The sequence below is a fragment of the Azoarcus sp. DD4 genome (genome assembly GCF_006496635.1).
Lineage (GTDB): Bacteria > Pseudomonadota > Gammaproteobacteria > Burkholderiales > Rhodocyclaceae > Azoarcus.
Map to the genome: position 1 here is coordinate 2,804,965 of NZ_CP022958.1, position 15,368 is coordinate 2,820,332.

General features: G+C 67.0%; 13 protein-coding genes. All 13 read left to right on the top strand.

What is annotated here, in order from left to right; genetic code table 11:
• Window positions 1-67: 67 nt before the first annotated feature.
• The 13 genes from CJ010_RS25570 (at window position 68) to CJ010_RS12990 (ending at window position 15,367) form a co-directional block, all read left to right on the top strand.
• Window positions 68-190 (top strand): hypothetical protein, encoded by a 123-nt coding sequence (locus CJ010_RS25570; RefSeq protein ID WP_256378925.1) that lies wholly within the window; start codon window positions 68-70, stop codon window positions 188-190.
• Window positions 183-2,396 (top strand): indolepyruvate ferredoxin oxidoreductase subunit alpha, encoded by a 2,214-nt coding sequence (locus CJ010_RS12935; protein ID WP_141018415.1) that lies wholly within the window; start codon window positions 183-185, stop codon window positions 2,394-2,396. Before CJ010_RS25570 ends, CJ010_RS12935 begins: the two co-directional genes overlap by 8 nt.
• Window positions 2,397-2,410: 14 nt before the next feature.
• The gene (locus CJ010_RS12940) at window positions 2,411-3,997 is read left to right on the top strand and encodes an indolepyruvate oxidoreductase subunit beta family protein (protein ID WP_141018416.1); all 1,587 of its coding nucleotides are present in this window, start codon (window positions 2,411-2,413) and stop codon (window positions 3,995-3,997) included.
• Between the two features lie 44 nt (window positions 3,998-4,041).
• Window positions 4,042-5,019 carry a PDR/VanB family oxidoreductase gene (locus tag CJ010_RS12945; RefSeq protein WP_141018417.1) on the top strand — a complete coding sequence of 326 codons (978 nt, stop codon included), beginning with the start codon at window positions 4,042-4,044 and terminating at the stop codon, window positions 5,017-5,019.
• Window positions 5,020-5,035: 16 nt separating this feature from the next.
• Complete coding sequence (locus CJ010_RS12950; RefSeq protein WP_141018418.1) at window positions 5,036-6,358, top strand: aromatic ring-hydroxylating dioxygenase subunit alpha; 1,323 nt, start codon at window positions 5,036-5,038, stop codon at window positions 6,356-6,358.
• A gap of 182 nt (window positions 6,359-6,540) precedes the next feature.
• Entirely contained in the window at window positions 6,541-7,023 is a 483-nt protein-coding gene (locus CJ010_RS12955; RefSeq protein ID WP_141018419.1) for an aromatic-ring-hydroxylating dioxygenase subunit beta, read from the top strand.
• A 13-nt stretch (window positions 7,024-7,036) separates the two neighbouring features.
• Window positions 7,037-8,671, top strand: coding sequence for an AMP-binding protein (locus tag CJ010_RS12960; RefSeq protein ID WP_141018420.1), 1,635 nt, complete (start codon window positions 7,037-7,039; stop codon window positions 8,669-8,671).
• Window positions 8,668-9,843: a thiolase family protein gene (locus tag CJ010_RS12965; protein WP_141018421.1), complete on the top strand. Its 1,176-nt coding sequence runs from the start codon at window positions 8,668-8,670 to the stop codon at window positions 9,841-9,843. The genes CJ010_RS12960 and CJ010_RS12965 overlap by 4 nt, the downstream gene beginning before the upstream one ends.
• A gap of 1 nt (window position 9,844) precedes the next feature.
• Entirely contained in the window at window positions 9,845-11,104 is a 1,260-nt protein-coding gene (locus CJ010_RS12970; protein WP_141018422.1) for an SDR family NAD(P)-dependent oxidoreductase, read from the top strand.
• Window positions 11,105-11,306: 202 nt separating this feature from the next.
• Complete coding sequence (locus CJ010_RS12975) at window positions 11,307-12,092, top strand: cyclase family protein (RefSeq protein ID WP_141018423.1); 786 nt, start codon at window positions 11,307-11,309, stop codon at window positions 12,090-12,092.
• Between the two features lie 10 nt (window positions 12,093-12,102).
• Window positions 12,103-12,831 carry an SDR family NAD(P)-dependent oxidoreductase gene (locus tag CJ010_RS12980; RefSeq protein WP_141018424.1) on the top strand — a complete coding sequence of 243 codons (729 nt, stop codon included), beginning with the start codon at window positions 12,103-12,105 and terminating at the stop codon, window positions 12,829-12,831.
• Window positions 12,832-12,896: 65 nt separating this feature from the next.
• Window positions 12,897-14,048: an ABC transporter substrate-binding protein gene (locus CJ010_RS12985; protein WP_141018425.1), complete on the top strand. Its 1,152-nt coding sequence runs from the start codon at window positions 12,897-12,899 to the stop codon at window positions 14,046-14,048.
• A gap of 281 nt (window positions 14,049-14,329) precedes the next feature.
• On the top strand, window positions 14,330-15,367 hold the full coding sequence (locus CJ010_RS12990) for a branched-chain amino acid ABC transporter permease (protein WP_141018426.1): 1,038 nt from the start codon (window positions 14,330-14,332) through the stop codon (window positions 15,365-15,367).
• The last annotated feature ends 1 nt before the right edge of the window (window position 15,368 follow it).

Here is a 15,368-nt window from a genome sequence, read left to right on the forward strand (position 1 = left end):
AGCCCTGATTCCATTGCGGTGCACCAATCGGCACCGGGGTATCGGGAGCGAGTCGAAGGAGAAGAACATGGCCGACAACGATCTGGCCCAAACGGGCACCCCGCGCAGTGCGGTGTGCAACCGGCCTCCCCAACAGGCCTGCAGCAAGGACGGCGTTCGCGCCGCAGGAAAGGAGATGATTCATGGCTGAGCGTTCCTTCAAGAAGGAAGTGCAGCAACTGCGCATCCCCGCGGGCGAGGAGTTCCGCGGCGAAGGCATCCTGGCCATCACCAAGGCGCTGCTGCAGTCGGGCGTGGGCTATGTGGGCGGCTACCAGGGCTCGCCGATCTCCCACCTGATGGACGTGCTGGCCGACGCCAACGAGATCCTGCAGGAACTCGACGTCCACTTCGAAACCAGCGCTTCGGAAGCCACCGCCGCCGCCATGCTGGCCGCCTCGGTGATGTACCCGATCCGCGGCGCGGTGACCTGGAAATCCACCGTCGGCACCAACGTTGCCTCCGACGCGCTCGCCAACCTCGCCTCCGGCGGCGTTACCGGCGGTGCGCTGATCATCATCGGCGAGGACTACGGCGAAGGCTCCTCCATCATGCAGGAGCGCTCGCACGCCTTCGCGATGAAGTCGCAGATGTGGCTGCTCGACCCGCGCCCCAACCTGGAATCCATCGTGCAGTCGGTGGAAGACGGCTTCGAGCTGTCGGAAGCGTCCAACACGCCGGTGATGCTGCAGGTGCGCATCCGCTCCTGTCACGTCCATGGCCGCTTCATCACCAAGGAAAACAAGCGCCCGCGCTACACGCTGAAGCAGGCGCTGGAAAACCCGGTGCGCGACACCACCCGCATCGTGCTGCCGCCGGCCTCCTTCCAGCACGAGCACGAGAAGATCCAGCAGCGCTGGCCGGCCGCGGTGAAGTTCATCCGCGAAAGGAAGCTCAACGAGTTCTTCGACGGCGACTTCAAGGACATCGGCCTGATCCTGCAAGGCGGCCTCTACAACGGCGTGATCCGCGCGCTGCAGCTGCTCGGCCTAGCCGACAGCTACGGCAACAGCCGCATCCCGATGTACGTGATGAACGTCACCTACCCGGTGATCGACGAGGAAGTCGTCCAGTTCTGCGAAGGCAAGCGCGCGGTGCTGATGCTGGAAGAAGGCCAGCCCGACTACATCGAGCAGAACCTGCACGCCATCCTGCGCAAGGCGGGCGTCGCCACCCACCTGTCCGGCAAGGACGTGCTGCCGATGGCCGGTGAATACACCACCGCGGCGATGAAGACCGGCATCGAAGCCTTCCTCAAGGCGCAACAGCCGGACGCGCTGGCTACGCACGAAGCGGTCGCCGCCGACGAAGTGGCCGAAGCCGCTGCGGCGCAGGTGGTGCCGGTCGCCAAGGCCAAGCCGGCCGCGGTGCCGATCACCTTCCATCCCAAGGTCAAGGCGCTCGCCGACGTGGTGCCGCCCCGCCCCGCCGGCTTTTGCGTCGGCTGTCCGGAGCGGCCGATCTTCGCGGCGATGAAGCTCGCCGAGGCGGACCTCGGTGAACACCATGTGTCGTGCGACATCGGCTGCCACCTGTTCTCCATCCTGCCGCCCTTCAACCTCGGCGCCACCACCATGGGCTACGGCCTGGGCGCGGCGTCCAGCTCGGCCTTCAACGTCAAGACCGGCAAGCGCTCGATCTCGGTGATGGGCGACGGCGGCTTCTGGCACAACGGCCTGACCTCCGGCATCGCCAACGCGGTGTTCAACAAGAACGACGGCGTCATCGTCATCGTCGACAACTATTACTCGTCGGCGACCGGCGGCCAGGACATTCCGTCCTCGCGTGCGGACAACCCGGACCGTTCCACCAAGAACCCGATCGAAGCCGCCATCAAGGGCGCCGGCGTCAAATGGGTGCGCACCATCGACCGCACCTACGACGTCGCCCGCATGCGCGACACCCTGGAAGAGGCGCTGACCACCACCACCGACGGCCCCAAGGTCATCATCGCCCAGTCGGAATGCATGCTTAACCGCCAGCGCCGCGAAAAGCCGATCTTCACCAAGAAGGTCAAGGCCGGCGAGCGCGCGGTGAAGGAGCGCTTCGGCGTCGATCCGGACGTGTGCACCGGCGACCATGCCTGCATCCGCCTGTCCGGCTGCCCCTCGCTGTCGGTCAAGGACAGCGGCGATCCGCTCAAGGAAGATCCGGTGGCCCATGTCGACAGCGGCTGCGTCGGCTGCGGCAACTGCGGCGAAGTGGCCGAAGCGGCGGTGCTGTGCCCGTCCTTCTACCGCGCCGACATCATCCACAACCCCACCGGCGGCGACCGCTTCATCGCGAAGATCCGCAGCGCGGTGATCGGCTGGCTGCAGCGCCGTCGCGCCGCCCGTCTGGCCCAGTACGCCCTGTGAGGAGAGAAACAGACATGAGCAATATCGTTCTTCACCCGGGCACCCCGATCAAGATCGCCATCCTCGCCATGGGCGGCCAGGGCGGCGGCGTGCTCGCCGACTGGATCGTCGAAATGGCGGAACACGCCGGCTGGTGGGCGCAGACCACCTCGGTGCCGGGCGTCGCCCAGCGCACTGGCGCCACCATCTACTACCTCGAACTGCTGCCGGAAGCCGCAGCACACGCCGCCGGCAAGCCGCCCACGCTGGCGATGATGCCCACCCCGGGCGACGTCGACCTGGTGGTGGCCGCCGAGCTGATGGAAGCCGGCCGCGCCATGCAGCGCGGGCTGGTGGCGCCGGATCGCACCACGCTGATCACCTCCACCCACCGCAGCTACTCGGTCACCGAGAAGGCCGCGCTCGGCAACGGCATCGGCGACCCGAACAAGGTGCTCGACGCCGGCCGCGAGGCCGCCAAGCGCGTGCTCGCCTTCGATCTGCAGTCGCTCGCCGAAAAGGCCGGCAGCGTGATCTCGGCCAGCCTCTTCGGCGCCATCGCCGGTTCCGGCGCGCTGCCCTTCGGCCGCGAAGCCTTCGAGGAAACCATCCGCTCCAGCGGCAAGGGCGTGGAGCCCAGCCTGCGTGCTTTCGCGCTTGGTTTCGAGGCTGCCGCCAAGGCGCCAGAAGTGCCGGCAGAAATCGACACCAGCCGCCCCGCCCCGACCGTGCCCGACCGTGTCGCCAACCCGGAAGTGCAGAAGCTGCTCGACAAGGTGAAGGCGGAGTTCCCCGCCGTCGCCCACGGCATGCTGGTGGCGGGCCTGCGCCGCCTGATCGACTACCAGGATCTCGCCTACGCCGCCGAATACCTGAAGAAGTGCGGCGAGCTGCGTGCGCTCGACGAGCGCAACGGTGGCGAAGCCAAGGGCTGGGCGCTGACCCAGGCCGCGGCCCATCGCATCGCGGTGGCGATGAGCTACGACGACGTGATCCGCGTCGCCGACCTCAAGACCCGCGGCAGCCGTTTCGAGCGGGTCAAGAAGGAAGTGGGCGCCAAGGCGGACCAGCTGGTCTACACCACCGAGTTCATGCATCCGCGCCTGGAAGAGATCTGCGGCACCCTGCCCGCCGGCCTCGGCCGCTGGCTTGAGAATTCCAAGGGCATCGGCGGCTTCGTCAAGCGCAAGATGGAACACGGCCGCCGTGTCCAGACCGGCACGCTGACCTGGTTCCTGGCGCTCTACGCGCTGGCCGGCATGCGCCGCTTCCGCCGCAGCCTGCTGCGCCACCAGATCGAGACCGCGCAGCAGCGCGACTGGCTGGAGCGCGTGGTGCGCCTCGTCGGCAAGGGCGACTACGACCTCGCGGTGGAAACGCTGCACTGTCGCCGCATCGTCAAGGGTTACAGCGGCACCCACGACCGCGGCGACAAGCGCTTCGCCGCGCTGATGAAGGCAGCCGACGAACTGGCTGGCCGCCCGCAGGCCGCCGCCACCCTGCACCAGCTGCTGGAAGCGGCGATGGCGGACGAACAGGGCCGCCAGCTGGATGCCCAGCTCGGCATGCTGCTCAAGAGCAACCCGGCCGGCGGGGCGCAGTTAGCCCGCCAGGCCGCCTGATCCGCGAAGACGGAACGAACGGGACGAGAGAGGACGACACGCAAATGCCTGAACTGGAACTCACGATCAGCGCGATCCAGGCGGAGACCCCGCTGATCCGCACCCTTCACCTGCGGGCGCCGGCGGGAAGCTCCCTCCCTGCCTTCACGCCCGGCGCCCACCTGCAGGTGAGCATTCCCGGCCTGGCCGATGCGCGTTGCTACTCGCTCGTTTCCTTCACCCCTGAAGCGGGCAGTTTCGATGCCCCGGCGAGCTATCGCCTCGGCATCCGCCTCGAAGACGCCAGCCGCGGCGGCTCGCGCTACATGCACGGGCTCGCCGTCGGCGACAGCGTCAAGGTGAGCGGCCCCAAGAACGACTTTCCGCTACACCCGGCCGAAGCCGGCGAGCGCCCCATCGTATTGATCGCCGGCGGCATCGGCATCACGCCGATCGCCTCGATGGCCGCCTCGCTGCAGGCATCCGGCCGTGCCTATGAGCTTCACTACAGCGGCCGTAGCCGCGACCAGCTCGCCTTCGTCGATGAACTTTCGGTGCTGGCCGGCAGCGCGCTCTACGTGCATGCCGACGACGATCCCGCCAGCCGGCTCGACATCGGCGCCCTGCTCGACGGCCTCGACACCGCCCAGCACCTCTACGTGTGCGGCCCCAAGGGCATGATCGACGCGCTGATCGAAGGCGCCAAGACGCGTGGCTGGCCGTCCGAGCGCGTCCATTTCGAACTCTTCGCCGCCGCCGCACCGGTGGCCGGCGACCAGGCCTTCGAGGTCGAGCTCGCCCAATCCGGCAAGCTTCTGCTGATCCCGGCCGACAAGACCATCCTCGAAGTGATGGAGGCCGAAGGCTGCGATCCGATGTACGACTGCAAGCGCGGCGAATGCGGCGTGTGCACCGCCACGGTGCTGGAAGGCGTGCCCGACCACCGCGACTACTTCCTGTCCGACGCCGAAAAGGCGGGCGGCAAACTGATCCAGATCTGCATCTCGCGCGCCAAGACCCCGCGCCTGGTGCTCGATCTCTGACCCAAGGGGGACAACGATGAGCACGACCAACAAGTATCGCGGCAATCCGGGCGCCATCCGCGCGCTGGTGCGCGACACCGAGGTGCACAAGGACACCTACATCGACCAGGAGCTGTTCGAACTGGAGATGGAGCACCTTTTCGCCAACACCTGGGTGTACGTGGGTCACGCCAGCCAGGTGCCGAACAAGGGCGACTACTACACCACCACCGTCGGCACGGAGGACGTGGTCATGGTGCGCCACACCGACGACAGCATCCGCGTGCTCTACAACCGCTGTCCGCACAAAGGCGTGAAGGTCGCCGGCGAAGTCTGTGGCAATACCGGCAAGTTCTTCCGCTGCCCCTACCACGCCTGGACTTTCAAGACCGACGGCAGCCTGCTCGCCATCCCGCTGAAGAAAGGCTACGAGAACACCGGCTTCGAGAATTGCGAGGCCAGCCATGGGATGGCCCCGGTGAAGAACGTCAAGGTCTATCGCGACTTCGTCTTCTGCCGGCTGAATCCGGGCGGCCCGAGCTTCGAGGAGTACTTCGGTCAGTCGCTTTCCACGCTGGACAACATGGTCGACCGCTCACCCGAGGGCAAGCTGGAAGTCGCCGGCGGCGTGCTGCGCTACATGCACAACTGCAACTGGAAGATGCTGGTCGACAACCAGACCGACACCTGCCATCCGATGGTCGCCCACGAATCCTCCGCCGGCACCGCGGTGCGCGTCTGGAACGAGGCGCCGGAAGGTACGCCCAAGCCGATGGCGGTGGAACTCTTCGCGCCCTTCATGTCGCCCTACGAGTTTTTCGAAGGCATGGGCATCCGCGTCTGGGAAAACGGCCACGGCCACACCGGCGTGTCCAACTCCATCCACGCCGCCTACTCCGCCATCCCCGGCTACTGGGACCAGATGGTGGCCGCCTACGGCGAGGACCGCGCCCACCAGATCCTCGGCGACACCCGTCACAACACGGTGTACTGGCCCAACATCATGGTGAAGGGCCCGATCCAGACCCTGCGCCTGTTCAAGCCTATTGCCGCCGACAAGACCCTGGTCGAATCCTGGACCTTCCGCCTGGTCGGCGCGCCGGACATGCTGCTCGAGCGCACCACCATGTACAACCGCCTGATCAACGCCCCCACCTCGGTGGTCGGCCACGACGACCTCGAAATGTATGAGCGCGCACAGGAAGGCCTGCACTCGCGCGGCCGCGACTGGATCAACATCGGCCGCCTTTACGACCCGACCGAGAAGGACCAGAAGAACGTGGTGACCAACGGCACCAACGAAATGCAGATGCGCGCCCAGTTCCGCGCGTGGCTGAAGTACATGACGGAAAGCATGTAAGGAATAGGCACGGCCCAAGGGATGGGTGCGGCGTTTTTGGAGCCGGGCGAGGACTGTCTGAGCCCGAAGGGCGAGTTCCGCAGCCCAGCGGAACAAATGCCGCGCCCATACCGAACGCCCGCACTGCCCTCGATCAACATCGACTGAGCGACGCCTGCCGACACCCGCACAAGGACAACGCCATGACCGCCATCACCGAAAAGACCCTCACCGACTTCGTCTACGCCGAGGCCCGCATGCTCGACGAGCAGCGCTTCGACGACTGGCTCCAGCTCTTCACCGAAGACGCCTACTACTGGATGCCTCTCGCCCACGACCAGCAGGACCCCAAGCTCCACACCTCGCTGCTGTATGAAGACAAGCTGCTGCTGCGCGTCCGCATCGAACGCCTCCACGGCCAGCGCACCTTCTCGCAACAGCCCAAGAGCCGCTGCCACCACCTGCTGCAGGCCCCCACCGTGGAATCCAGCGACGCAGCCAAGGGCGAGCACGTCGTCCGCACCGCCTTCCACTACACCGAAACGCGCCTCGACAAGCAAACGCTCTACGCCGGCTGGGCCACCCACCACCTGGTCGAAGTCGACGGCGCCCTCAAGATCCGCCTCAAGCGTGTCGATCTCGTGAACTGCGATGCCGCCTTCGGCAACATCCAGCTCTTCATGTAAGCCGGAGAACGACTTGGCAAACACCGTATACCAGGCCTTTTCGCTCGCCGCAGTGCGCTGGGCGAAACAGCCCTTCCTCTGCATCCTGCCCGAAACGGCCGAGATCTACGGCATCGCCGCGGGCGAACTGCGCTACGCCGAGGCTGCCGAACGCATCGAATTCCTGCGTGCCGCCTATGCCGCCGCCGGCTACGGCCATGGCCACCGCGTCGGCATCCTGCTGGAGAACCGCCCCAGCTTCTTCCTGCACTGGTTCGCCCTCAACGCGCTCGGCGTCTCGGTGGTGCCGATCAACCCCGACATGCGCGCGGCAGAACTCGAATACCTCATCGGCCATTCCGAAATCGCGCTCGCCATCGCCCTGCCACATCGCCACGACGACTTGCTCGCCGCCGCCGACAAGGCCGGCCGCCCGTTCAAGGTGATGGCGGAACGCGATGTGCCGCCGGCAGCCGCCTTCCCCGCACCCTTCGCCGACACCGCGCCACACGAGCTCAGCGAGTGCGCGCTGCTCTACACCTCGGGCACCACCGGCCGGCCCAAGGGCTGCATCCTGCCCAACCGCTACTTCCTGCATGCCGGCAAGTGGTATGCGGAAATCGGCGGCCTGGCCGCGCTGCAGCCGGGCAAGGAACGCATGATCACCCCGCTGCCACTGGTGCACATGAACGCCATGGCCTACTCGGCGATGGCGATGGTGATGACGGGCGGCTGCCTGATCCCGCTCGACCGCTTCCACCCGCGCAGCTGGTGGGCGAGCGTGCGCGAATCGCGCGCCACCGTGGTGCACTACCTGGGCGTGATGCCGGCGATGCTGATGAAGGCCGAAGCCACCGTTGCCGACCGCGAGCACAGCGTCCGCTTCGGCTTCGGCGCCGGGGTGGACCGCACCCTGCACGGCATCTTCGAAGAACGCTTCGGCTTCCCGCTGCTGGAAGCCTGGGCGATGACCGAGACCGGCGCAGGCGCCGTCATCATCGCCAACAAGGAACCGCGCCACATCGGCACCTCCTGCTTCGGCAGCGAAGAGGCCGACGTGCTGGTGCGCATCGTCAAGGACGACGGCGGCGAGGCCGGCGCCGAGGAACAGGGCGAACTGCTGGTGCGCCATGCCGGCGACGACCCGCGCTACGGCTTCCTCGCCGGCTACCTGAAGGACCCGGCCGCCACCGACGAAGCCTGGGCCGGCGGCTGGTTCCACACCGGCGACATCGTGCGCCGCGACGCCGACGGCTACCTGCACTTCGTCGATCGCAAGAAGAACGTCATCCGCCGCAGCGGCGAGAACATCGCCGCGGTGGAAGTGGAAGCGGTGCTGCAGCAACATCCGCTGGTGAAGTCGGTAGCGGTGGCCGCGGTGCCCGACCCGGTGCGCGGTGACGAGGTGATGGCGCTGGTCGTGGCGCAGGAGCGGCCCGCCGATCGCGCGGAGATGGAAACCGCTGCCGCCGATCTGGTGACCTGGACGCTGTCGCAGCTCGCCTACTACAAGGCGCCGGGCTATGTCGCCTTCGTCGATGGGCTGCCGCTCACCACCACCAACAAGATCCAGCGCGGCGAGCTGAAGGCCCTGGCGCCCACGCTGGTAGACAGCCCCAACTGTGTGAATACCTGCGCGATGAAGAAGCGCCAGGGAGACCACAAGTGAGCAGCCGCAAGCGGCAAGGCTACGACGGCGTGGTCGCCGTGCTGCCGGTCACCATCCCCTATGCGCGCTACTCGACGCATAGCGCGCACTGGTGGCTGGGCCGCGCGCTCGGCGAACTGGTGCGCGGCAGCGGGCTGGCCAAGGCCGACATCGACGGCGTCTGCGTCTCCAGCTTCACGCTCGGGCCGGACACCGCGGTCGGCCTGATGCAGCATCTGGGCATGAGCCCGCGCTGGCTCGACCACATTCCGATGGGCGGCGCGTCCGGCGTGGTCGCGCTGCGCCGTGCGGCGCGTGCGGTGCAGGCGGGTGACGCCGAGATCATCGCCTGCATTGCCGGCGACACCAACGCGGTGGATTCCTTCCGCAACACCGTCAGCCAGTTCTCGCGCTTCGCGCAGGACGCGGTCTACCCCTACGGCGCCGGCGGCCCCAACGCCAGCTTCGCACTGCTGACCGACTACTACATGCAGCACTACGGCGCGACCCGCGAGGACTTCGGCAAGCTCTGCGTCGCCCAGCGCGACAACGCGCTGAAGAACCCGCACGCGCTGATGAAGAAGCCGCTGACGCTGGCACAGTACATGGATGCGCGCGCGATCACCGACCCCATCCACCTGTTCGACTGCGTCATGCCCTGCGCCGGCGCCGAAGGCTATCTGGTGATGACCGAGGACCGTGCCCGCGCACGCAAGCTGCCCTTCGTGCGCATCCGCTCCACCATCGAACGCCACAACGCCTTCCCGGAAGACCCGATCCAGTTCCGCGGCGGCTGGGCGATGGACCAGGACGCGCTCTACGAGCACGCCGGCATCGCGCCCAAGGACGTCGATTTCCTCGAAACCTACGACGACTACCCGGTCATCAACATGATGCAGTTCGAGGACCTCGGCTTCTGTGCCAAGGGCGAAGCACCCGCCTTCGTGCGCGAGCACAGCTTCACCATCGAAGGCAGCTTCCCCTTCAACACCTCGGGCGGCCAGCTCTCGGTCGGGCAGGCGGGCGCCGCCGGTGGCTACCTCGGCTTCGTGCAGGCGCTGCGCCAGCTCACCGGCAGCGCCGGCCGCACCCAGGTGCAGGACGCGAAAATCGGCATGGTGTCCGGCTTCGGCATGATCAACTACGACCGCGGCCTGTGTTCCGGCGCAGCGGTCCTCGAACGGGGAGAGTGACATGACCGAACCGCTCGCCAAACCGAAAAAGAAGAACCCGGTCCAGCGGACCCGGCTCGCCACCCTGCCGCCGGTGCCGCGCAGCCGTACCGCGCTCGGCCTCACCCGCGCCGCGGCCGAAGGCGTGTTCGAGATGCAGGTTTGCGCCGAATGCGAAACCGTGCAGTACCCGCCGCGCGAAGTCTGCGGCCACTGCCTGTCGGAACACCTCGCCTGGAAGCCGGTGAACAACCGCGGCACGCTGATCGCCAGCACCACGCTGCGCCACAGCAACGACCTCTACTTCCGCGAACGCCTGCCCTGGCGCGTCGGCACCGTGAAGATGGACGCCGGCCCCTCGGTGGTCGCCCACGTGCATGAGGACTGCGCCGAGCCCGGCAACGACGGCAGCCGCGTCCGCCTCACCCTCAAGCTCGACCGCAGCGGCCAGGCGGTGCTCCACGCCCTGCCGGAAAAGGACAGCCCCAACATGAACGATGCCCCGCAGATGCGCGAATCGACCTGCGATCCCAAGTTCCGCCGCGTGCTGGTCACCGACGGCAAGTCGGCGGTCGGCATGGCGGTCGCCAAGGCGATGCTGGACGCCGGCGCCAGCGCGGTCTTCCTCGGCGACTCCTCGACCTGGAAGACGGTGCCGGCCTTCGACAAGCTGGTCGCGTCGGATGCCCGCATCCAGGTGGTCGAGCTGGATGTCACCGACACCGATTCGGTGGATCGCCTCGCCGCATCGATCGGCGGCAAGGTCGAGATCCTGGTGAATACCGCCGCCTACCTGCGCGACGGCGGCATCCTCGGCCGCAAGGACATCAACCTCGCCCGCGATGCAATGGAGGTCAACGTGCTCGGCCTGATGCGCCTCGCCCAGGCCTTCGCTCCGGGCATGTGCTTCCGTGCGGCGGACGGTACCAACAACGCGGTGGCATGGGTGAATGTGCTCTCCATCCACGCGCTGGCTGCCCTGCCCTCGCGCGGCGCCTGGTCGGCCTCGATGGCCGCCGCGCTGTCAGCCTCGCAGACCCTGCGCGCCGAACTGCGCGGCGCCGGCGTGCGGGTGCTGAACGTCTTCCCCGGCCCGATCGAAGAAGAGTGGGAACAGCTCACCCCGCCGCCCAAGGTCGCGCCGTCGGCGGTGGCCAAGGCCATCGTCAAGGGGCTGCAGGACGGCATCGAGGATGCTTATGTCGGCGATATCGCGGAGGAAATCCGCGGCCGCCTGCGCGAGAACCACAAGGCGGTCGAGCGCGAGCTTGGCAACCAGTAAAGCGCGAGTGAACTCCCTCCCCTTCAAGGGGAGGGTTGGGGTGGGGATGGGGTAATAGGCGCGCAGAACAACCCCATCCCCCTCCTAACCGGGAGTCTCGGCTACGCCTCGCCGCTACGCAGGCAGCGAGCGGGCTCGCTGAAACCCCTGCTCCGCCCCCCTTGAAGGGGGAGGAACGGAAACGCAGAACGGAGAACGACAGATGACCACCCCCATCCTCACCCAATTCCTCGCCGAGCTGCTGTCGGGCCGGCTGAAAATGGTCGACCTCACCCAGACCCTCACCCCCGAATTCCCCATCATCCAGCTGCCGCCGGAGTTCGGTCAGCCCTGGCCCTTCCGCGTCGAGGAAATCTCGCGCTACGACGAGCGTGGCCCCGCCTGGTACTGGAACAACTTCTCGATGTCGGAGCACACCGGCACCCACTTCGACGCGCCCATCCACTGGATCAGCGGCAAGGACCTGCCGGACAACGCGGTCGACTCCATCCCGGCGGAAAACTTCATCGCCGCCGCCTGCGTGATCGACGTGTCGAAGGAGTGCGCCGAGAACCCCGACTTCCTGCTCACCATCGATTTCGTGAAGGCCTGGGAAGAGAAGCACGGCCGCATTCCCGAGCGCGCCTGGGTGCTGCTGCGCACCGACTGGTCCAAGCGCACCACGCCGAAGGAATACCTCAACATGGCCGAAGACGGCGCCCACTCGCCCGGCCCGGATGCCGAAGTGGTGCCCTGGCTGGTTCAGGAACGGAATGTGCATGGGTTCGGTACCGAATCGGTCGGCACCGACGCCGGCCAGGCGCACCACCTCAATCCGCCCTACCCCTGCCACTACTACATGCACGGCAACAACCGCTACGGCCTGCAATGCCTCACCAATCTGGACCAGCTGCCGCCGCAGGGAGCGCTGATCTTCGCCGCCCCCCTCAAGATCCGTAACGGTTCCGGCAGCCCGCTGCGGGTGCTGGCGCTGACCCCCGCGGTTTGAGGAGATCACGATGAGCGAACAAATGGTCGCAGTGGTCACCGGCGGTTCCGCGGGCATCGGCGCCGACATCTGCAAGCGCATGCTGGACGACGGCTACGACGTGGTGTCGATTGCGCGGCGCGCACCGGATTGGACCCACCCCCGCCTCAAGACCGTGCAGGCGGATCTGCTCGACGCCACCGCCACCGAAGAGGCCGCGCAGGAGATCGCGCGCGAATTCCCGGTGAGCCATTTCATCCACAATGCCGGCGTGATCTGGCCGAAGCTGCTGGGCGAGGTCAAGCTCGAAGAGCTGCAGGGTCTCACCCAGATCCACCTCGGCGCGGCGATCAGCCTGATGCAGGCCTTCCTGCCCGGCATGACCGAGCGCAACTTCGGCCGCGTGGTGCTGATGTCCTCGCGCGGCGCGCTCGGCCTGCAGACCCGTACCGCCTACTCCGCCACCAAGGCCGGCATGATAGGCATGGCGCGCACCTGGGCGCTGGAGCTGGCGCCCAAGGGCATCACGGTGAACGTGGTGGCGCCCGGCCCGATCCAGACCGACATGTATTACGCGGTGATCGAACCCGGCAGCGAGCGCGAGAAGGCGCTGGCCAAGGCGATTCCGGTCCAGCGCGTCGGCCGCGCCGACGACGTCACCCGCGCGGTGATGTTCTTCGCCGACCCCGCCAACAGCTTCGTCACCGGGCAGACGCTCTACGTCTGCGGCGGCGCGAGCGTGGGCACGATCACGATCTGAACCCCGAGCAACGCGCAGTCCCCTTTTTCTTTTCCCGCAGCAAGACCATACCAACGGAGCACACCATGATGCTGAAGAAAATCCCCGCTGCCCTCGCCATCGCTGCACTCGCCTCCTTCGCCGGCTCCGCGCTGGCCCAGGTCAAGGTCGGCGTGATCGCCTCCGCCACCGGCCCGACCGCGCTGGTCGGCATCCCGCAGAAGAACACCGTGCCGCTGCTGCCGACCAAGGTAGGCGATCTGACCGTCGAGTACATCTCGCTCGACGATGCCTCCGACTCCACCGCCTCGGTCACCGCGGTCAAGAAGCTGATCTCCGAACAGAACGTCGACGCCATCATCGGGCCCTCCGGTTCGCCCAACGCCATGGGCACCATCCAGTTCGTCGCCGAAGCGGGCGTGCCGATGCTGGCGCCGGTGGGGACCGCCGCCGTCGTGCTGCCGATGACCGAGCAGAAGAAGTGGGTGTTCAAGACCACCCAGAACGACGACATCATCGCCAAGGCGCTGGTCGACCACATGACCAAGGCCGGCGTGAAGACCATCGGCCTGATCGGCACCGCCGACCCCTACGGCGAGAACTGGGCCAAGGTCATGGCCGGCCTCACCGAAAAGGCGGGTATCAAGATCGTCGCCAGCGAGAAGTTCCAGCGCTCCGACAGCTCGGTTACCGGCCAGGCGCTCAAGATCCTCGGCGCCAAGCCGGATGCAGTGCTGGTGACCGCCCCGGGCGGCCCCTCGGTGCTGCCGCAGACCACCCTCTTCGACATGGGCTACAAGGGCCAGATGTACCAGACCCACGGCGCCGCGCTGCCCGACTTCCTGAAGCTCGGCGGCAAGAAGGTCGAAGGCACCATCCTCGCCGCAAGCCTGATGCTGGTGCTGCCGGAAATGCCGGACAGCAACCCGTCGAAGAAGGTCGCCAGCGAGTACATCGCCGCCTACGAAAAGCTGCACGGCAACAAGCCGGCCACCTTCGGCGCCAACGTCTATGACGCCGGCCTGCTGCTGCAACAGGCGATCCCGACGGCGGCCAAGAAGGCCAAGCCGGGTACCAAGGAATTCCGTGCCGCGCTGCGCGACGCGCTGGAGCAGACCAAGGAGCTGGTCGCCACCCAGGGTGTGTACACCATGACGCCGGAAGACCACAGCGGTTTCGACGAGCGCGGCCGGGAGATGATCACGGTGAAGAACGGCAACTGGGCGCTGCTGAAGTAATCCCCCGCCTGACGTTCGCTTCCATACCGCCGCGCGTCTGAGGAGGACGCAGCGGCCAGAGGTGGACCCGCCGGCCAGCAGCATGGCGGCGGCAACCACCCGGTTTCTCCGGACCAGCCGGCGTCCACGGGACGACCCCCGTGGCGCGGGCTTGCCTGGCGGTTTCGCTCATCCCGCGATTCCGTCCGGCCCGGAGAACATGGCGCCACACGCGTCGCCCTGCCGACCCCTGCGCGCTGCCAGCGCCGGGCGAGGTCCCCGATCGAAGGACTAGTGATTCCATGAACTTGCAGATAGCCATGATCCTCGGGCAGGACGGGGTGACCAACGGCGCGATCTACGCGTTGCTGGCGCTCTCCATCCTCCTCGTCTTCACCGTCACCCGGGTGCTGTTCATACCGCTGGGTGAATTCGTCGCCTTCGGCGCGCTTACCATGGCCGCCTTCCAGGCGGGCAAGGCGCCCGCGCTGGTCTGGCTGCTCGCCGGCTTCGCCGTCGCGGTGGCCGTCGCCGACGTGCTTGCCGCCTTCCGTAACAGCGGCCGCGTGCGCTTTTCCGGCGCGCAGACATTCCGTCTCGCCTACCCCTTCGTGCTCGGTTTTGCGCTCTACCGCCTGCCGCTGGCCGAACTACCGATGAGCGTGCAGGTGTTGCTTACGCTCGCCCTTGTCGTGCCGCTCGGGCCGCAGATCTACCGCCTGTTCTTTCAGCCGATCGCGTCGGCGCCGGTGCTGATCCTGCTGATCGTGTCGATCGCGGTGCATGTGGCGATGGTCGGTCTTGCGCTGCTGATGTTCGGTCCGAGCGGCGCCAAGACCACGCCCTTCTCCGAGGCGGGTCTCGAACTCGGGCCGATTACGCTGAACAGCCAGACGCTGTGGGTCATCGCGGTGTCGGTCGGGCTCATCGTCGTGCTCTACCAGTTCTTCGAGCGCAGCGTGTATGGCAAGGCGCTGCGCGCCACCGCCATCAACCGCGTCGGCGCCCAGCTGATGGGCATCTCGCCGGTGTTCGCCGGCAAGGCGAGCTTCTTTCTCGCCACCCTGATTGCGACGCTATCGGGTGTGCTGATCGCACCGATCACCACTATCTACTACGACTCGGGCTTCATCATCAGCCTCAAGGGCTTCATCGGCTCCATCATCGGCGGGCTGGTGAGCTACCCGGTGGCCGCGCTCGGCGCGGTGCTGGTGGGCCTGCTCGAAGCCTTCTCCGCCTTCTGGGCCAGCACCTACAAGGAAGTGATCGTCTTCACCCTGATCATCCCCTTCCTGCTGTGGCGCTCGCTGACCGTCCGCCATGTGGAGGAAGAAGAATGAC